Origin of the sequence: Micromonospora haikouensis (assembly GCF_900091595.1) — a bacterium.
Lineage (GTDB): Bacteria > Actinomycetota > Actinomycetes > Mycobacteriales > Micromonosporaceae > Micromonospora > Micromonospora haikouensis.
In genome coordinates, this window is sequence record NZ_FMCW01000016.1 from 53,015 (window position 1) to 67,339 (window position 14,325).

12 protein-coding genes are annotated in these 14,325 nt (G+C 74.2%); 8 read left to right on the forward strand and 4 right to left on the reverse strand.

Annotated elements, in window-relative coordinates; translation table 11 throughout:
- The first annotated feature begins 44 nt into the window (after positions 1 to 44).
- The 8 genes from GA0070558_RS17695 (at position 45) to atzF (ending at position 10,015) form a co-directional block, all read left to right on the forward strand.
- The gene (locus GA0070558_RS17695; RefSeq protein WP_077939748.1) at positions 45 to 374 is read left to right on the forward strand and encodes a N,N-dimethylformamidase alpha subunit family protein; all 330 of its coding nucleotides are present in this window, start codon (positions 45 to 47) and stop codon (positions 372 to 374) included.
- The gene (locus GA0070558_RS17700; RefSeq protein WP_091281354.1) at positions 371 to 2,638 is read left to right on the forward strand and encodes a N,N-dimethylformamidase beta subunit family domain-containing protein; all 2,268 of its coding nucleotides are present in this window, start codon (positions 371 to 373) and stop codon (positions 2,636 to 2,638) included. The genes GA0070558_RS17695 and GA0070558_RS17700 overlap by 4 nt, the downstream gene beginning before the upstream one ends.
- 130 nt (positions 2,639 to 2,768) lie before the next feature.
- Complete coding sequence (locus tag GA0070558_RS17705) at positions 2,769 to 3,854, forward strand: extracellular solute-binding protein (protein ID WP_158229492.1); 1,086 nt, start codon at positions 2,769 to 2,771, stop codon at positions 3,852 to 3,854.
- Positions 3,851 to 5,500, forward strand: a complete 1,650-nt coding sequence (locus GA0070558_RS17710) for an amidohydrolase (protein ID WP_077939751.1) — start codon at positions 3,851 to 3,853, stop codon at positions 5,498 to 5,500. Before GA0070558_RS17705 ends, GA0070558_RS17710 begins: the two co-directional genes overlap by 4 nt.
- Positions 5,501 to 5,524: 24 nt before the next feature.
- Complete coding sequence (locus GA0070558_RS17715) at positions 5,525 to 7,048, forward strand: GMC family oxidoreductase (RefSeq protein ID WP_077939752.1); 1,524 nt, start codon at positions 5,525 to 5,527, stop codon at positions 7,046 to 7,048.
- Positions 7,048 to 7,764, forward strand: a complete 717-nt coding sequence (locus GA0070558_RS17720; RefSeq protein WP_091281358.1) for an urea amidolyase associated protein UAAP1 — start codon at positions 7,048 to 7,050, stop codon at positions 7,762 to 7,764. Before GA0070558_RS17715 ends, GA0070558_RS17720 begins: the two co-directional genes overlap by 1 nt.
- Positions 7,761 to 8,384 carry an urea amidolyase associated protein UAAP2 gene (locus GA0070558_RS17725; protein WP_077939754.1) on the forward strand — a complete coding sequence of 208 codons (624 nt, stop codon included), beginning with the start codon at positions 7,761 to 7,763 and terminating at the stop codon, positions 8,382 to 8,384. The genes GA0070558_RS17720 and GA0070558_RS17725 overlap by 4 nt, the downstream gene beginning before the upstream one ends.
- On the forward strand, positions 8,381 to 10,015 hold the full coding sequence (gene atzF, locus GA0070558_RS17730) for an allophanate hydrolase (RefSeq protein ID WP_091281571.1): 1,635 nt from the start codon (positions 8,381 to 8,383) through the stop codon (positions 10,013 to 10,015). Before GA0070558_RS17725 ends, atzF begins: the two co-directional genes overlap by 4 nt.
- Before the next feature lie 11 nt (positions 10,016 to 10,026).
- Here atzF and GA0070558_RS17735 read toward each other — a convergent pair whose 3' ends face one another.
- The 4 genes from GA0070558_RS17735 to GA0070558_RS17750 form a co-directional block, all read right to left on the reverse strand.
- Complete coding sequence (locus tag GA0070558_RS17735; RefSeq protein ID WP_077939755.1) at positions 10,027 to 10,626, reverse strand: DUF5134 domain-containing protein; 600 nt, start codon at positions 10,624 to 10,626, stop codon at positions 10,027 to 10,029.
- A 205-nt stretch (positions 10,627 to 10,831) separates the two neighbouring features.
- Entirely contained in the window at positions 10,832 to 11,659 is an 828-nt protein-coding gene (locus GA0070558_RS17740; protein ID WP_141722236.1) for a hypothetical protein, read from the reverse strand.
- On the reverse strand, positions 11,656 to 12,699 hold the full coding sequence (locus tag GA0070558_RS17745) for a WxL protein peptidoglycan domain-containing protein (protein ID WP_091281365.1): 1,044 nt from the start codon (positions 12,697 to 12,699) through the stop codon (positions 11,656 to 11,658). Before GA0070558_RS17745 ends, GA0070558_RS17740 begins: the two co-directional genes overlap by 4 nt.
- A gap of 68 nt (positions 12,700 to 12,767) precedes the next feature.
- Positions 12,768 to 14,276 carry an HtaA domain-containing protein gene (locus GA0070558_RS17750; protein ID WP_077939758.1) on the reverse strand — a complete coding sequence of 503 codons (1,509 nt, stop codon included), beginning with the start codon at positions 14,274 to 14,276 and terminating at the stop codon, positions 12,768 to 12,770.
- Positions 14,277 to 14,325 lie beyond the last annotated feature (49 nt).

Genomic DNA, 14,325 nt, shown 5'->3' on the forward strand with positions numbered 1-14,325 from the left:
CCTGTCCTGACGCGCAGCTGCCGAGGTGGAAGGAGACGGTGGCGATGGCCCTGTCGCCGCACGACGAGTGGATCCTGGAAAACCGGCTCAGGCCGGTGCTGACCGCGCAGCTGATGGCACAGGCGGCGGCCTGTCCCGCCGGTCCCCACCCGCGCGACCTGATCGACGTGTTCGACTTCGTACGTCGCAATCCCGACCCCGACAAGCCGCGCTACCTCATCCTCAAGACGCCGGAGGGGTTCGCGATAGGCGTCCGTTCGCCCGTACGCGGCGGGCCACCGCAGCTGGTCGACGGCGTGCGCCACGCCACCCGGGACGAGGCGGAGTACGACGTGCTGGTCCGCCGGCTGCACGACTACGGCGTGACCTGGTGAGCCAGCCGCGGCCCGTACCCGTGCCCAGCGGGGTCACGGGCTACTGCGACCGGGTCTCCTACCGCCCCGGTGACACGGTGCGCCTGGCGGTCAGCACGACGGCCGCCAGGTGGCGGGCGGAACTGGTCCGCCTGCGGGCACTCGCGATCCCGTCGGCCGGGGTCGAGCGCCGGCAGGAGCGGGTGGACGCCGTCGCGCCGATCGGCGGGGACGGGATCGACCAGCAGACCGCGGTCGGCTCCTACGTGCGGGTCGACGACCTGCCTGCACCGGGCGAGCAAGGGCTGGTGGTGTCGCTCGCGGCGATGCCCACCCGGCCGGGGGACGGTGCCCAGGAGTTGCTCGCCCACGGCTGCCCGCAGGAGGGTTCCGGCTGGGCGGTGGGCCTCGACGCCGAGGGCCGCTTCACGCTGCGGGTGGCGACCGATTCCGGCCTGACCGAGGTCGCAGCCGGCCTCGTACCCCAGGCCGGCTGCTGGTACGAGCTGACGGCGGTGATCGGGGGCCAGGCCGGACGCCCGCTCGCGCTGACGGTCGCGCTGGCCGGCACCTTCGAGGCCAACCATCTGGTACGTCCATCCGCGCCGCCGCACACGTCGTCGACGATCCTTGCGGGTGACCCGGTGCCCGGGGCCGGCCCGTTCTTCTGGGCCTGCGCCGGAACCGGGACGGCCGGTGCGCCGGTGCGGTGCTACGACGGCCGGATCGAGTCCCCGGTCCTGGTCGCCGATGCCACCGCCGCCGGCACGCGCGTGGAGCTGGTTCGGCATCCGGCGCTGCTGGCCCACTGGGACCTGGCGGCGGCGATCGGACCGACCGGGATCGCGCGTACCGCCCTGGTGGCCGATGTCGGCCCGGGGGGACTGCACGGCACCGCGGTGAACCATCCGCAGCGGGCGGTGCGTTCCTCCGGCTGGACCGGTGACGTCGCCGACTTCCGGTTCGCGGCGCGGGAGTACGCCGCGCTGCACTTCCACCGCGACGACATGACCGACTGTGGCTGGCGGTTCCAGGGCGAGCTGGTCCTACCGCCGGAGCTGCGCAGCGGCGTCTACGCCCTCGAGCTGACCGATACCGACGGCGGCCGGGACACGGTTCCCGTCTTCGTCGCGCCGCCCGAAGGGACGGCGACCGCACCGGTGCTGCTCGTGCTGCCCACCAACAGCTACCTCGCCTACGGCAACGACCACGTGGGCGTGGACAGCCCACGTACCCAGGTCTGGAGCCAGATGGTGCCGACGCTCGACGACTTCGAGCTGTTCCGCGACGCGCGCCGGGAGTTGGGGTACTCCCTGTACGAGGCACACGCCGACGGTTCGGGGGTGTGCTATTCGAGCTGGCGCCGGCCGCTGCTGACGCTGCGCGAGCGGGTCTACGACCACAACGCGCCGGTGTGGCAGTTCACCGGCGACATGCAGGTGGTCGACTGGCTGGACCGCACCGGCCGGGAGGTCGACATCGTCACCGATCACGACCTGCACGCCGAGGGGGTGGGTCTGCTGGCGCGCTACCGTGCGGTGTTGACCGGTACCCATCCGGAGTATCCGAGCCTGGAGATGCTGCGGGCCTACGAGGAGTACGTCGCTACGGGTGGGCGGCTCATCTACACCGGCGGCAACGGCATGTACTGGGTCACCGGCTACGACCCCTGCGACGACCAGGTGATCGAGATCCGGCGGTGGGGTGGGACGCAGGCGTGGCTGGCCGAGCCGGGGGAGTACCACCTCGGTTTCACCGGTCGTCTGGGTGGTATCTGGCGGTTCAACGGTCGGGCGCCGCAGAAGACCTTCGGTGTGGGATTCGTGGCCGCCGGCAATCCGGGCGCGTCCGCCGGCTACCGGCGGGTGGCCACCGACCCCGCGGTCGCCTGGGTCTTCGCGGGCCTGACCAGGGAGTACTTTGGCGGGTACGGGGTTTCCGGCGGCGCGGCGGGGCTGGAGATCGACTCCGTGAGTCCGTTGCTGGGGACCTCACCGGATGCCGTGGTGCTGGCCAGCTCGGTCGGGCACGGCGACGACATGATCGAGGCGCGGGAGAACTTCAACATGACGAGCCGGGTGCTCGGTGGCGCGCGTAACCCCCGGGTGCACGCCGATCTCGTGCTGGTGCCGCGCGAGGGGGGCGGGGCGGTCGTCTCGACCGGGTCGATCGCCTTTGCCGGCGCGCTCTACGACCTGGCTGGGCAGGCGGAGATATCCCGCCTGCTTGGCACCGTTCTGGACCGGTTTGTGGCTGGCCTGCCCGTGCTGGATACACCCGCGTAACGGAACCGAGACGAGGAATTGTGGATGCACATATTGAGTTCGGGATCCAACCAAAGGTCTAATGGATCCAACGCGGGGGGGCGTTGCTGCGACAGCTAACCAGGCATGCGGAAAGCACATGGAGGAACCCTTGCGCATACTCCTGACCCACCCGAGCCGGCGACTGCGCGCGGCGCTTGTCGCCGGAACAGCGCTGGCGCTCGTTCTCGCCGGCTGCTCGTCCACGGACTCCGACAAGCCCGCGAGCTCCGACGGCTCGCAGAGCCTGAGCGGAAAGATCGTCTGGGCCGACTTCGGCGGCCCCACCAACAAGGCCCGGTACACCACCTACTTCGACGACTTCACCAAGGACACCGGCGTCAAGGTGATCTCCGAGGTCGAAGCCGACGCCATCGTGAACACGATGCTCACCGGCGGCAAGGGCGACTACGACGCGATCCACGTCGGCCTGGACGTCGTCTACCAGAACAAGGCCAACATCGCCCGGCTCGACGACGCGGTCGGGCGCGACACCAACCTGCCCGAGAACATCCGCGACTACGCGTTCGGCACCTTCCTGGTCGGGCACGTCCAGGCGTACCTGACCGAGACCTTCCCCAACGGTGGGCCGAAGACCTGGGCCGACTTCTGGGACGTCAAGAAGTTCCCCGGCAAGCGTGGCTGGATGGGCAGCCCGGGCAGCTACGACAGCGCCTGCGAGATGGCCGAGCTGGCCTCGGGCATCGCCCCGGACAAGCTGTACCCGCTCGACCTGGACCTGTGCACCAAGAAGCTCGACGAGCTTCGGCCGAACATGGTCTTCTACACCTCCTACCCGCAGATCCAGCAGCTGCTGACCTCCAAGACGGCCGCGGTCGTGGCCGGCCCCTCCGGTCAGGCGGTCGCCCTCAAGAACCAGGGCGTGGACGTCACCATCTCCTTCGACCAGGCGATCGTCGCACCGAACGTGATCGCCATCCCGGCCAGCGCGCCCAACATGACGAACATCCAGGCCCTGGCCAAGGTCTTCAACGACCCGGAGCGTCAGGCGGCGTTCGCCAAGCTGACCGGCTACGGTCCGGGCAACCCCGAGGCGTTCAACTTCATGGACGAGGAGACCAAGGCGAAGATCGTCAATGCGCCCGCGCATTCGTCGGCGGTCTTCCAGGACTCCGAGGCCAGGTCCAAGCAGCAGGACGCACTGCTCGCCTGGTACACCAAGTGGCTCGCAGGATGACCGGCGGTGGGGCCGCGCAGACCGCGGCCCCACCCGTCCTGCTGCTGGGCCGGATCCACACCATGGATCCGGCCCGGCCGGTGGCGTCGGCGATGCTCGTCGCCGACGACCGCGTGGTGTCGATCGGGGAAGCGGCCGAGGTCCGTGCGGCGGCACCGCCGGAGACGATCGAGGTCGCGGCGCGGGGCGTGGTGGTGCCGGGTTTCCTCGACTCCCACCTGCACACGCTGGTCACCGGGATCGAACAGCGCCGACTCGTCATCGCCGAGGCGAACTCGATCCAGGAGGTCTGCGAGCGTATCGGCGCCTGGCTGGCAGACCGACCGGGGCTCGACTGGGCGGTCGTCGGGGCCCACTTCCACGCCGAGGACCTGGCCGAGGGCAGGCTGCCCGACCGGTACGACCTCGACCGGGTCACCGGCGGCACCGCCGTCGTCCTGGACCGGCGTACCCACGACGCGATCGCCAACTCGGCGGCCCTGCGGCGTTGCGGCATCGACGCCCGTACACCCGATCCCACCGGCGGGCACCTGGAGCGCGACGCGCACGGCGAGCCGACCGGGATCCTGGTCGAACGTCCCGCCGCCGAGCTGGTATTGGCCCACGTCCCGGCCCCCGGGCACCAGGCGCTTCGCGCGGCATTGGCGCAGGCGCAGTCCTACCTGCACAGCATCGGCATCACCAGCGCCAGCGAGCCCGGCCTGGTCGAGGCGGAGATGCGGGTCTACCGGGAGGCGGCAGCCGAGGGCTGGCTGACCCTGCGCACGATGGGCATGCCACTGGCCGACACGAGCGTGCCACCCGCGCGGTTCCTCGCCGGGCTCGGCGCCGAGGGCGTGGGCACCGGTCGCGGTGACTCCCGCTTCCGGCGCGGCCCGCTGAAGATCTACCTCGACGGCGCCGGAGGGTTCGGCACCGCGCTCATCTCCCGGCCGTGGCCGGGGCGGCCCTCCTACCACGGCAACCTGACCTGTCCCGCCGACGTCTTCGCCGAACTCGTCGCGCACTGCGCGCAGAACGGCCACTCCGTCGCCGTGCACGCCGTCGGCGACGCCGCCGTCACGCTCGCACTGGACCACTTCGAACGCGTCGACGCGCGGTGGCCGATTGCGCCCCTGCGATTCTCGATCATGCACTCGTACCTGTGGCCGGCGCCCGCCGACATGGCCCGTGCGGCCCGGCTGGGCGTCGTCCTTTCCAGCCAGCCGTCGATGCAGTGGCGCGTCGGCGCCGGCATCGCCAGGCAGTTCGGGGAGGAGGTCCCACTCGCGCCGCTGCGCGCCTGGCTCGACGCCGGTGTCACCGTCGCGGGCGGCTCCGACGGACCCGACTTCCCCATGGCGCCGCTGTTCGGCATGTGGCAGGCGCGCAGCCGGCAGGTCCGCGGCTGGAGCGGACCGCTCGGACCCGATCAGGCGGTCACCGCGGCGGAGGCGCTGGCGATGTACACCACCTCGGCGGCGTACTACTGCTTTGCCGAGCGCGAGCGCGGTCGGCTCGCACCCGGCTATCTCGCCGACTGGGTCGAGCTGGAGGTCGACCCGCTCAGTTCGCCGTTGGCGGAGCTGGCCGAGGCCGCCGCCCGCCCGGTGCTGCGCACGGTGGTCGGCGCGACGGTGGTGCACGGGCCCGGATTCGCGGACTGACAAGGACAAGTGGGGGGACCTGGCATGCCTGATCATCTGCCCCGGGAGGCGGGGACCGTCGTCGTCGGCGGCGGCACGAGCGGCAACGTCGTCGCGGCGAGACTCGCCCTGGCCGGGGTGGACACGCTCGTGCTGGAGGCCGGGCCGGATTTCGGTCCCTTCGGCTCCGCCGCGTGGCCCGCGGACATCCTCGACGCCACCCGGCTCGGCCACTCCCACGACTGGGGCTACGACTCCGGCGACACCCTGCCCACCAGGGTCGCCTTCGAGCGGGCCCGCGCCATCGGGGGCTGTTCCGACTTCAACGGGACCACCCAGACCTGGGGCCACCGGCGCGACTACGACGACTGGGCCGCCGCCGGCAACCCCGGGTGGAGCACCGACGAACTGCGACCGCTCTTCGCCGAGGCCACCGAGATGATGCGGGTCAAGCGGTACCGCGCCGAGGAGCTGACGCCCTGGCAGCGGGCGTGGTACGACGGCGGAACCGCCATCGGTCTGCCACAGCTGGAGACGCTCAACGACCTCGACGAGACGGTCGGGTTCGCGCCAGAGGACAACAACATCGTCGACGGCATCCGATGGAACACCGCATTCGCCTACCTCGACCCGGTCCGGCACCTGGCGAATCTCCGGATCGTCGGTGCGGCGCACGTCGACCGGGTCCTCGTCACCGCGGGCAGAGCCACCGGCGTCGTGGTGCTCTGGCGCGGCGAGTCGCATGTCGTGCACGCCGATCGCGTCGTCGTCTGCGGGGGCGCCTACAACTCGCCGCAGGTCCTGCAACGCTCCGGCATCGGCGATCCGCGCCTGCTCAAGGAGCTGGACATCGACGTCGTCAGCGACCTGCCCGGTGTCGGGGAGAACCTGCACGACCAACCGTTCCTGCTGATGAGCTGGGCCGGCTCCGACGCGATGAGCGCCGCCATGCGGCGGGCGCGCGAGAGCGGCTGGGCCCCCGACGAACAGGCGATGGCCAAAGCGGCGTCGTCGTTCGACCCCGACGTCTTCGACATGCACTTCCTGCCCTACAGCCCCACCCACCGGGGCGAGCAGAAGCGGTGGAGCTGCGGCGTCGGTGCCCTGCTGCCGCGCTCCCGGGGCCACGTGCGTATCCGCTCGCTCGACCCGGAGGCCAACCCGCTCATCGACCACCGTTTCCTGAGCGACCCCGAGGGCCACGACGCCCAGGTGCTCGCCGAGGGCATCGAAGCGCTGCGGGCCATCGCCGCCTCGCCCGCAGTGCGTGAGCTGGTCGGGCGCGAGCTGCGGCCGGGGCCGGAGCTGGCCGACCGGGCCAGCCTGGTACGCCACATCCAGGCCAACCCCGACAACTACTGGCACCCGGTCGGCACCTGCAAGATGGGCCCCGCCACCGATCCCACGACTGTTGTCGGCCACGACGGGCAGGTGCACGGCGTCGCGGGCTGCTTCGTCGCGGACTGCTCGATCATGCCGACGATCCCGCGGGCGACCACTGCGATGCCCGCAGTGGTGATCGGCGAACGGATCGCCCGGTTCCTACTTCGATCCGACAAGGAGACCTGATGGCCGACGCCAGCGGCTACCAGCACGACGTCCCGGGCGGCGCTGCCTGGTCACTTATCCTGAGGCGCGGCAGCACCCTGCGCCTGGCGGCGCTGGGCGCCGACGCGGTCGCCAGCATGCTGCTGTACGCGGCGGACGACCGGTGGGAACGGCTCAACGTGCCGGACACCCTGAAGGCGCAGATGTCGGCGCGGATCCACCCGCCGATGGTGCTGATGTCGGACATGGGCAGGGCGCTGGCCTCGGTGACCGGCTCCTCGTCGGACTGGCACGACGCGATCACCGGCCACAGCGTCGACGCCGACCTGGCCCGGTTCGGCCCGTCGGACTACGGGCGCGACCGCAACGGATGGCGGCGCAGCGCCCGCAGCCTGCTGCTCGACGAGCTGTACGGGCACGGCCTCGGCGAGCGCGACCTGCACGCCACCGTCAACTGGTTCGTCAAGGTGCGACCCGGCGGCGACGAGCGCGGCACCCTCGGCTACGTCCCGGGGCACACCGCGGCCGGCGACTGGGTGTGCCTGCGGGCCGAACAGGACCTGTTGGTGGTGTTCGCCACCGCCCCGCACCCGCTGGACCCGGCTGCGCGGTGGCGGCCGGCCGGCGTACGGGCCGTGGTCGCCCCCGGCGACCCCGCGCCCGCCGACGACCCCAGCCGGGCGTTCCGGGCCGAGTCCGCCCGGGCGCTGGCCGCCGCCGAGCGGAGCGCGCGATGAGCGCCCCGGTGGACCCGGAGGTCCTGTTCGACGTGACCGTCGCGGCCGGCGACGGCTGGCTCGGCGAGATCCCGGCCGGCGGCCGGCTGCGCATCGTCGACCTGCACGGCAACCAGGCCGTGGACACCCTGCTGTACGACGCGCGGGACACCGCCAACCGGTACAGCGCCGTGGACACCGTCCGCGCGCAGGGCTCGGCGTACCTGACCACCGGCTCGGTGCTGCGCAGCGTGCGCCTCGACCCGCTGGCCACGATCGTCGACGACACCTGCGGCCGGCACGACACCCTCGGCGGCGCGTGCGCCAAGGAGAGCAACGTCGTGCGCTACGGCGAACACACCCGCCACCAGCACGCCTGCCGGAGCACGTTCCTGCGCTACGCCGTGGCCGGCGGGCTGGAGAAGCGGGACCTCACCCACAACATCAACTTCTTCATGAACGTGCCGCTGACCGAGGCCGGCGGGCTCACCTTCGAAGACGGCGTCTCCGCCCCCGGCAAGCACGTCGAACTCCGCGCGGAGCGCGACATCCTGGTCCTGATCAGCAACTGTCCACAGGTGAACAACCCGTGCAACGGCTACGACCCGACCCCGGTGCGGCTGCTCGGGTGGGCGTCGTGACGCGGCAACCGGTCTGGATCACGGAGTTCTCCCCGGAGGCGGTGGCGCGGTTCGCCGCCGAGGCGCCCGACGGGCCGCTGGCCGGCGTCCGGTTCGCCGTCAAGGACAACCTGGACGTCGCCGGCTACCCGACCACGGCGGCCTGCCCCGACCTGGCCGACCGGCCGGCGGCCACGTCCGCCACCGCCGTACGCCGCCTGGTGGCGGCCGGCGCGGCCCCGGTCGGCAAGACCAACATGGACCAGTTCGCCACCGGCCTCGTCGGCACCCGCAGCCCGTACGGCGCCTGCCACAGCGTCCACAGCCCGGCGCACGTCAGCGGCGGAAGCAGCTCCGGCAGCGCCGTCGCGGTGGCATCCGGCCTGGTGCCGCTGGCGCTGGGCACCGACACGGCCGGCTCCGGCCGGGTGCCGGCTGCGTTCAACGGCCTCGTCGGGCTCAAGCCGACCCGTGGGCTGGTCTCCACCCGTGGGCTGCTGCCGGCCTGCCGGTCGCTGGACTGCGTCACCACGTTCACCCGCACGGTGGCCGGGGCCGCGTCCGCCCTCGACGTGCTGGCCTGGGCCGACCCCGACGACCCGTGGTCGCGGCCGGCTCCGCCGGCCCCGCCGCCCGGCGTGGCCGCCCGGATGCGTACGGTCGCGGTGCCCGCCGGTGACCTGGACCTCGACCCGCCCCACCGGGCGGCCTGGGCGGCGGCGCTGCGCCGGCTCGACACGGTGGCCGCCCAGGTGGTGCCCGTCGACCTCGGTCCGTTCCTGGCCGCCGCCGCCCTGCTGTACGGCGGGCCGTGGGTCGCCGAGCGGTGGGCCGCGTTCGGGGCGCACCTGTCCGGTGCCGGCGTGGACCCGACGGTCCGCAGCATCGTGACACCCGGCCGGGACGTCGCCGGCCCCGACGTGTTCGCCGCGCTGGACCGGCTCGCCGCGCTGCGCCGGGCCACCGAGCAGGTCTGGCTGGACGTCGACGCCCTGCTGCTGCCGGTCACGCCGGGACACCCCACCCTCGCGGAGGTCGCCGCCGACCCGGTCGGCGTCAACAGCCGGCTCGGCACGTACACCAACTTCGTCAACCTGCTGGACCTGTGCGCGGTGGCCGTGCCGGCCGGCGCCCGGGCCGACGGCCTGCCCTTCGGGGTGCAGTTCGTCGCGCCGGCCTTCGCCGACCTGCCGCTGCTCGACCTGGCCGCCCGCTGGTGCGGCGAGCCGCCGCGCGGGGTGGACGCGCCGTCACCGGGGACCGCGCTGGTCGCGGTCGCCGGGGCGCACCTGACCGGGATGCCGCTCAACCCGCAGCTCGTCGCGCTCGGCGGGCGGCTGCACACCCGGGCCCGCACGGCCCCCGGGTACCGGCTCTACCGGCTGCCCGGCCCCGGCGTCGCCCGGCCCGGCCTGGTGTTCACCGGCGACGGACCCGACGGCGGCATCGCCGTCGAGGTGTGGCAGCTGCCGCAGCAGGCGGTCGGCGCGCTGCTGGGCAGCATCCCGCCGCCGCTCGGGCTCGGGCCGGTCGGCCTGGATGACGGCACGACCGTGACCGGCTTCCTGGCCAGCGACCACGGGGTACGCGACGCCCGGGACGTCAGCGCCGCCGGCGGGTGGCGGGCCGCGCTGCGCGCGGACCGGGCCTGACCGCCCCCGCCTCACACCATCGCCAGCAGCATCAGCCCCATCACCGCCCCCATCGTGGCGTGACAGAGGCCCTCCACCCGCACGGCGGGACCGGCCGGGGACGCGACAGCCCCGGCCTGGTCCGGCCACCACGGCGTCAGCCGCAGGCCGCGACCGGCCCACCAGCCGGCGGTGAGCAGCAGGTATCCGCCCAGGGCGAGGCTGACCACCGAAGGCCACCAGAGAGCCCCCGCCGGGCCGCCGTGATGGCCCCCGCCCCCCGGGTGCCCGCTCGGCCAGGCCATCCAGGCCATCGCCGCCATGGAGACCGCGAAGTACCAGGTGACCGCCCGGGACCCGTGCGGCAGCCGGCCCGGCGAACGGGCGGCGAGCACCACGAACCACAGCGCGGCCGGCGCGAACACGGCCACCCACACCGCCCCGGGCACGGCGACCGTCCACACCATCGCCGTCATCGCCACCGCCATGAGCAGGTGGGCGGCGTCGCAGCCGCGGTGCCGGGCGGGGCGTGCCGGCCCGCCGCCGGCCGCCGGCCGCAGGAGCCGGGACGCGAAGTAGGGGGCCACGACGGCCAGCGCCAGCGTCATCGGCCAGCGCAGCGCTTCGCTCATCGGCGGGCGGTCCCTTCATCCGGCAGGGCGGGGGACAGTCAGGAAGGACGTCCGCCCGGGACCGTCGTGCCAACCGTCGTGGCCGCGCCCGGGGCGGGTGCCGGGCGTGCGGTGCGCCGGGCTCTCCGACAGCCTTTCACCTCCCGCCCGCATTGGGAAGGGGCGAGTGACACCGTCGGGACGGCATCCGAGCTGCGGAAACGGGTCACCGCGCCGATGCCCGGCCGCCCCGTCGGGCGAGCAGCAGCGCCGCCGTGAGGACCGCCGCGGCCACCGGCAGGCCCCAGGGCCGCCGGGCGGCCTGCACCGTGAAGGCGACCGGGCGGCCGGGCACCTCGATCCGGCCGTCGATCTCGAACCTCCCGTACGGGGCCGCGCCCGTGGGCACCGTGATCAGGTAGTCGCGGGTGGCCCCGGCGGCTACGGTGCCGATCGCCGGGGCGGCCACGATGGTCCGGGCCCGGCCGGGCGGCCCGACGAGCAGCGTGAACGGCGGGTCGGTGACGTCCTCGGTGCCGGGGTTGCGCAGGGTGAACCGCACGGCCAGCTCGCCCGGCAGGCCGAACCAGCCGCCCGGTCCGGACCGGTCGTCGGCGCGCAACGCGTCCAGGGCCAGCGCGGCCGGGACGCCCGGCGCGGCGGGCGGCGCGTCCACCCCGGTCAGCGGCAGGTCGGCGGTGGCGGCGGCCGTGCCGGTCGGCGTCCGGACGCGCAGCACGCAGGGGCAGGCCACCGGCGGGGCGGCCAGCAGCAGCGGCAGCCGGGCGCGGCCGGACGGCGGCACCTGGGCGTGCGTGGCGTCGCCCGTCGCGCAGTCCAGCGCCCCGCGCCGGGCGGCGTTGCCGCACACCTCGACCTGCACCGTGCCGGCGGGCCAGCCGTCGAGGCCGACCAGCACCCGCTGCCCGACGCGCAGCGGCCCGGCGGGCAGGGTGACGCCGGGCCCGTCCTCGGGGGCCCCGGCCGCCCCGGGCGCCAGCGCCAGGGCCGCGACCAGGGCCAGCGGGGCGGCGGCGCGGGTCCGGGCGGTCATGCCGTCGCCCGCCCGGCGTCCACGGTGGCCCGCCCACCGTCGCCGGGGGCGCGGCGCCGCCGCCACCACCGCAGCCCGCCCCAGCAGCCGGCGACCGCGAGCAGCGCCAGCGGCACCCACGGCGGGGCCCAGACCCCGGCGGAGCGCAGCACCGGCGGCAGCGCGGTGTCCGTGGTGGTCGCCGCGAGGTCGACCTCGGCGGTCAGCCGCAGCAGCGGGGGCACGCCGGTGATCCGCTCGGTGACGGTGAAGGTGCCCCCGGGCAGCAGCTCCGGCAGGTCGGTGGGGGAGGTGCGGGCCTGTTCCCAGCCGAAGGGCCCGGCGACGCGCACCGTGCCGCTGCCGGTGACCCGGACGTTGCCGGTGTTGCGCACCCGGTAGCGGACCACGAGGTCGCCGCCGGCGAACGGGTCGATCGGGTTGTCGTACGAGAGGTCGACCGACTCGACGGTGACGGCGGGGCGGACCGGGCCGGTGACCCGCAGGTGGACCCGGGCGGCGAGGCGCTGGTCGACCAGGACCCGCTGCCCGTCGGCGGTGGTCCGGGCGCGGGCGACCGCGCCGATCACCCCGCCGGCGTGGTCGCCCGGGGTGGCGTCGGCCGGCACGGCGAGGCGGAACGGGATGTCGACCCGTTCGCCGGGCGGGACCGTCCAGGCCCGCCGCTCGAACCGGATCCACGAGCCCACGTCGGTGGCGGGCTGGTCGGCCGGCAGCAGCGCGAACGCGCCGTCGGCGGTGGTGTACGCGTCGGTGCCGTACACGTCGAAGGTGAGCGGGCGGTCGCCGAGGTTGGTGATGCCGACGTGGTCGGTCAGGGTGCTGCCCGGGGCCAGGTCGTAGATGAAGTAGTTGCGCCCGGTCGGTCCCTTGGCGCTGGAGGGCTGCACGGCCCACCGGGCCGCGCCGGTGCGGTCGGTGGCGTCGACGCTCGGCGACGGGGCGGGCGCGGCGTCGGCCGGCGCGGGCAGGGTCGCCGCCGTGAGCAGCGCGGCGGCGAGGGCGACGCTCGCCCGGGACAGGGCGGTGGGCAGGGGCATGCCGGGCTCCGCAGGTGGTCGGGCCGGTGGGACGGGCGCGGGGCCCGTCCCACCGGGTGGTGCCGTGATCAGGAGAGGGTGAGCGTCAGGACCGCGGTGTAGTCGCCCGCCGGGGCGGACGCCGGGATCCCGAGGTTGAGCTGGGCGCCGCAGCCGAAGGTGCCGTTGCTCGCGCCGCTGGCCGAGGTGCACAGCGCGCGCGCCGTGCCCAGGCCGGTCCCGGGCGCGGCGGCCGCGCCCGGGGTGACCACGCCGGGCGTGCCGGCGAGGCCGTCGGTGACGACGGACGCGCTCGGCACCCAGCCGAGGTTGTCCGCGTCGATGCTGCCGCCGCCGGCCGAGGCGAAGTCGGAGACCTGCCCGACCAGGCTCCAGCCGGCGTTGGTGCCGCGCAGGTCGGCCACCGTGGCGGTGTTCAGCGCCCCGCTGGCGACCTGACCGTTGCTGACCGCCGGCAGCGCGACCGTGGAGCCGGCCACGCCGAGGGTCAGCGCGCCGCCGGTGACGGTGGCGGTGATCTGCTGGTCGGCGTCGCCGCCGCCCACCGGGGTGCTGCGGAACGTGACCGGGGTGAAGGTGTCCTGGCTACGGTCGGCCGAGCCGCGGGCGGCGAAGGTGATCACGTAGCACTGCACCTGAGTGCAGTCGACCTGCGCGCCGGTGCGGTCGGTGTAGACCGCGCTGATCGGCAGGGTGGTGCGGAACGTGCCGTCGGCGTTGAGCCGGTCGCGGGCCTCCGTCGGCTCGTTCGTCTTGCTCACCCACTTGGTGACCTGGAGGACGCCGGCGTTCGTCCAGTGCTCGTCGACCTTCGGGCCGAAGGAGACGTAGATGCCGGCCGCCCCGTTGGCCTCCGGGTCGAAGCCGCTGCCCTCGACCGTGATCGTCGCCCCGGCCGGGTCGACGCCGGTGGACGGGCTGACGGCGACCGCCGGGCCGACCGGCTCGCCGCCGCCACCGGTGGAGAAGGTGAACGACAGCGGGTCGAGCGCCGCGCCGGCCGCGTAGAAGCCGTTGAACGCGCTGGCGCCCTCGGCGGTCAGCGTCGCCGCCAGGTCGGTCGCGGTCACCGTGCCGCCGCTGCCGCCCGGGTTGCCCCCGGTGACGGCGATGGTGGCGATGGTGGCCTGGCGGACCGAGACCGGCTCGGCGGCGGTGGTGGCCAGGTCGACGTCCGCCTTCAGGGCGGCGGTGCCGCCGGAGACGGCGACCGTCGGGTTGGCCAGGGTGATGGTGAACATGTGCGCCGGGTACGAGAAGACCACGGTCCCGCCGTACTCGGCGTCGATGGCGCCCGTGTCGGCGTCGTACGTGCCGCCCTTCGCGGGGAAGGTGAACGTGCCGTCGCTGTTGATGCTGGCCCCGTTGCTCGCCGCGATCGGCGGGTTGCCGTTGCCGGTGTTGACGTAGTTGCGGAACGACGACTTGAAGCCCCAGGTGAGGCTGCCGGTGCTGATGTCGGCCCCGGCCGCCGAGGCGGGTGCGGCGCCGACGAGTGCGGCCGAGGCGCCGAGGAGGGCGACCGTCGCCCACCGCAGCGACCGCCACCGGCCGGCACCGGTTCTGGATCGGACCATGCTGTTCCTTTCTCACGCCCAATACGGACAGTGGTTGAGGTTAGGCAAA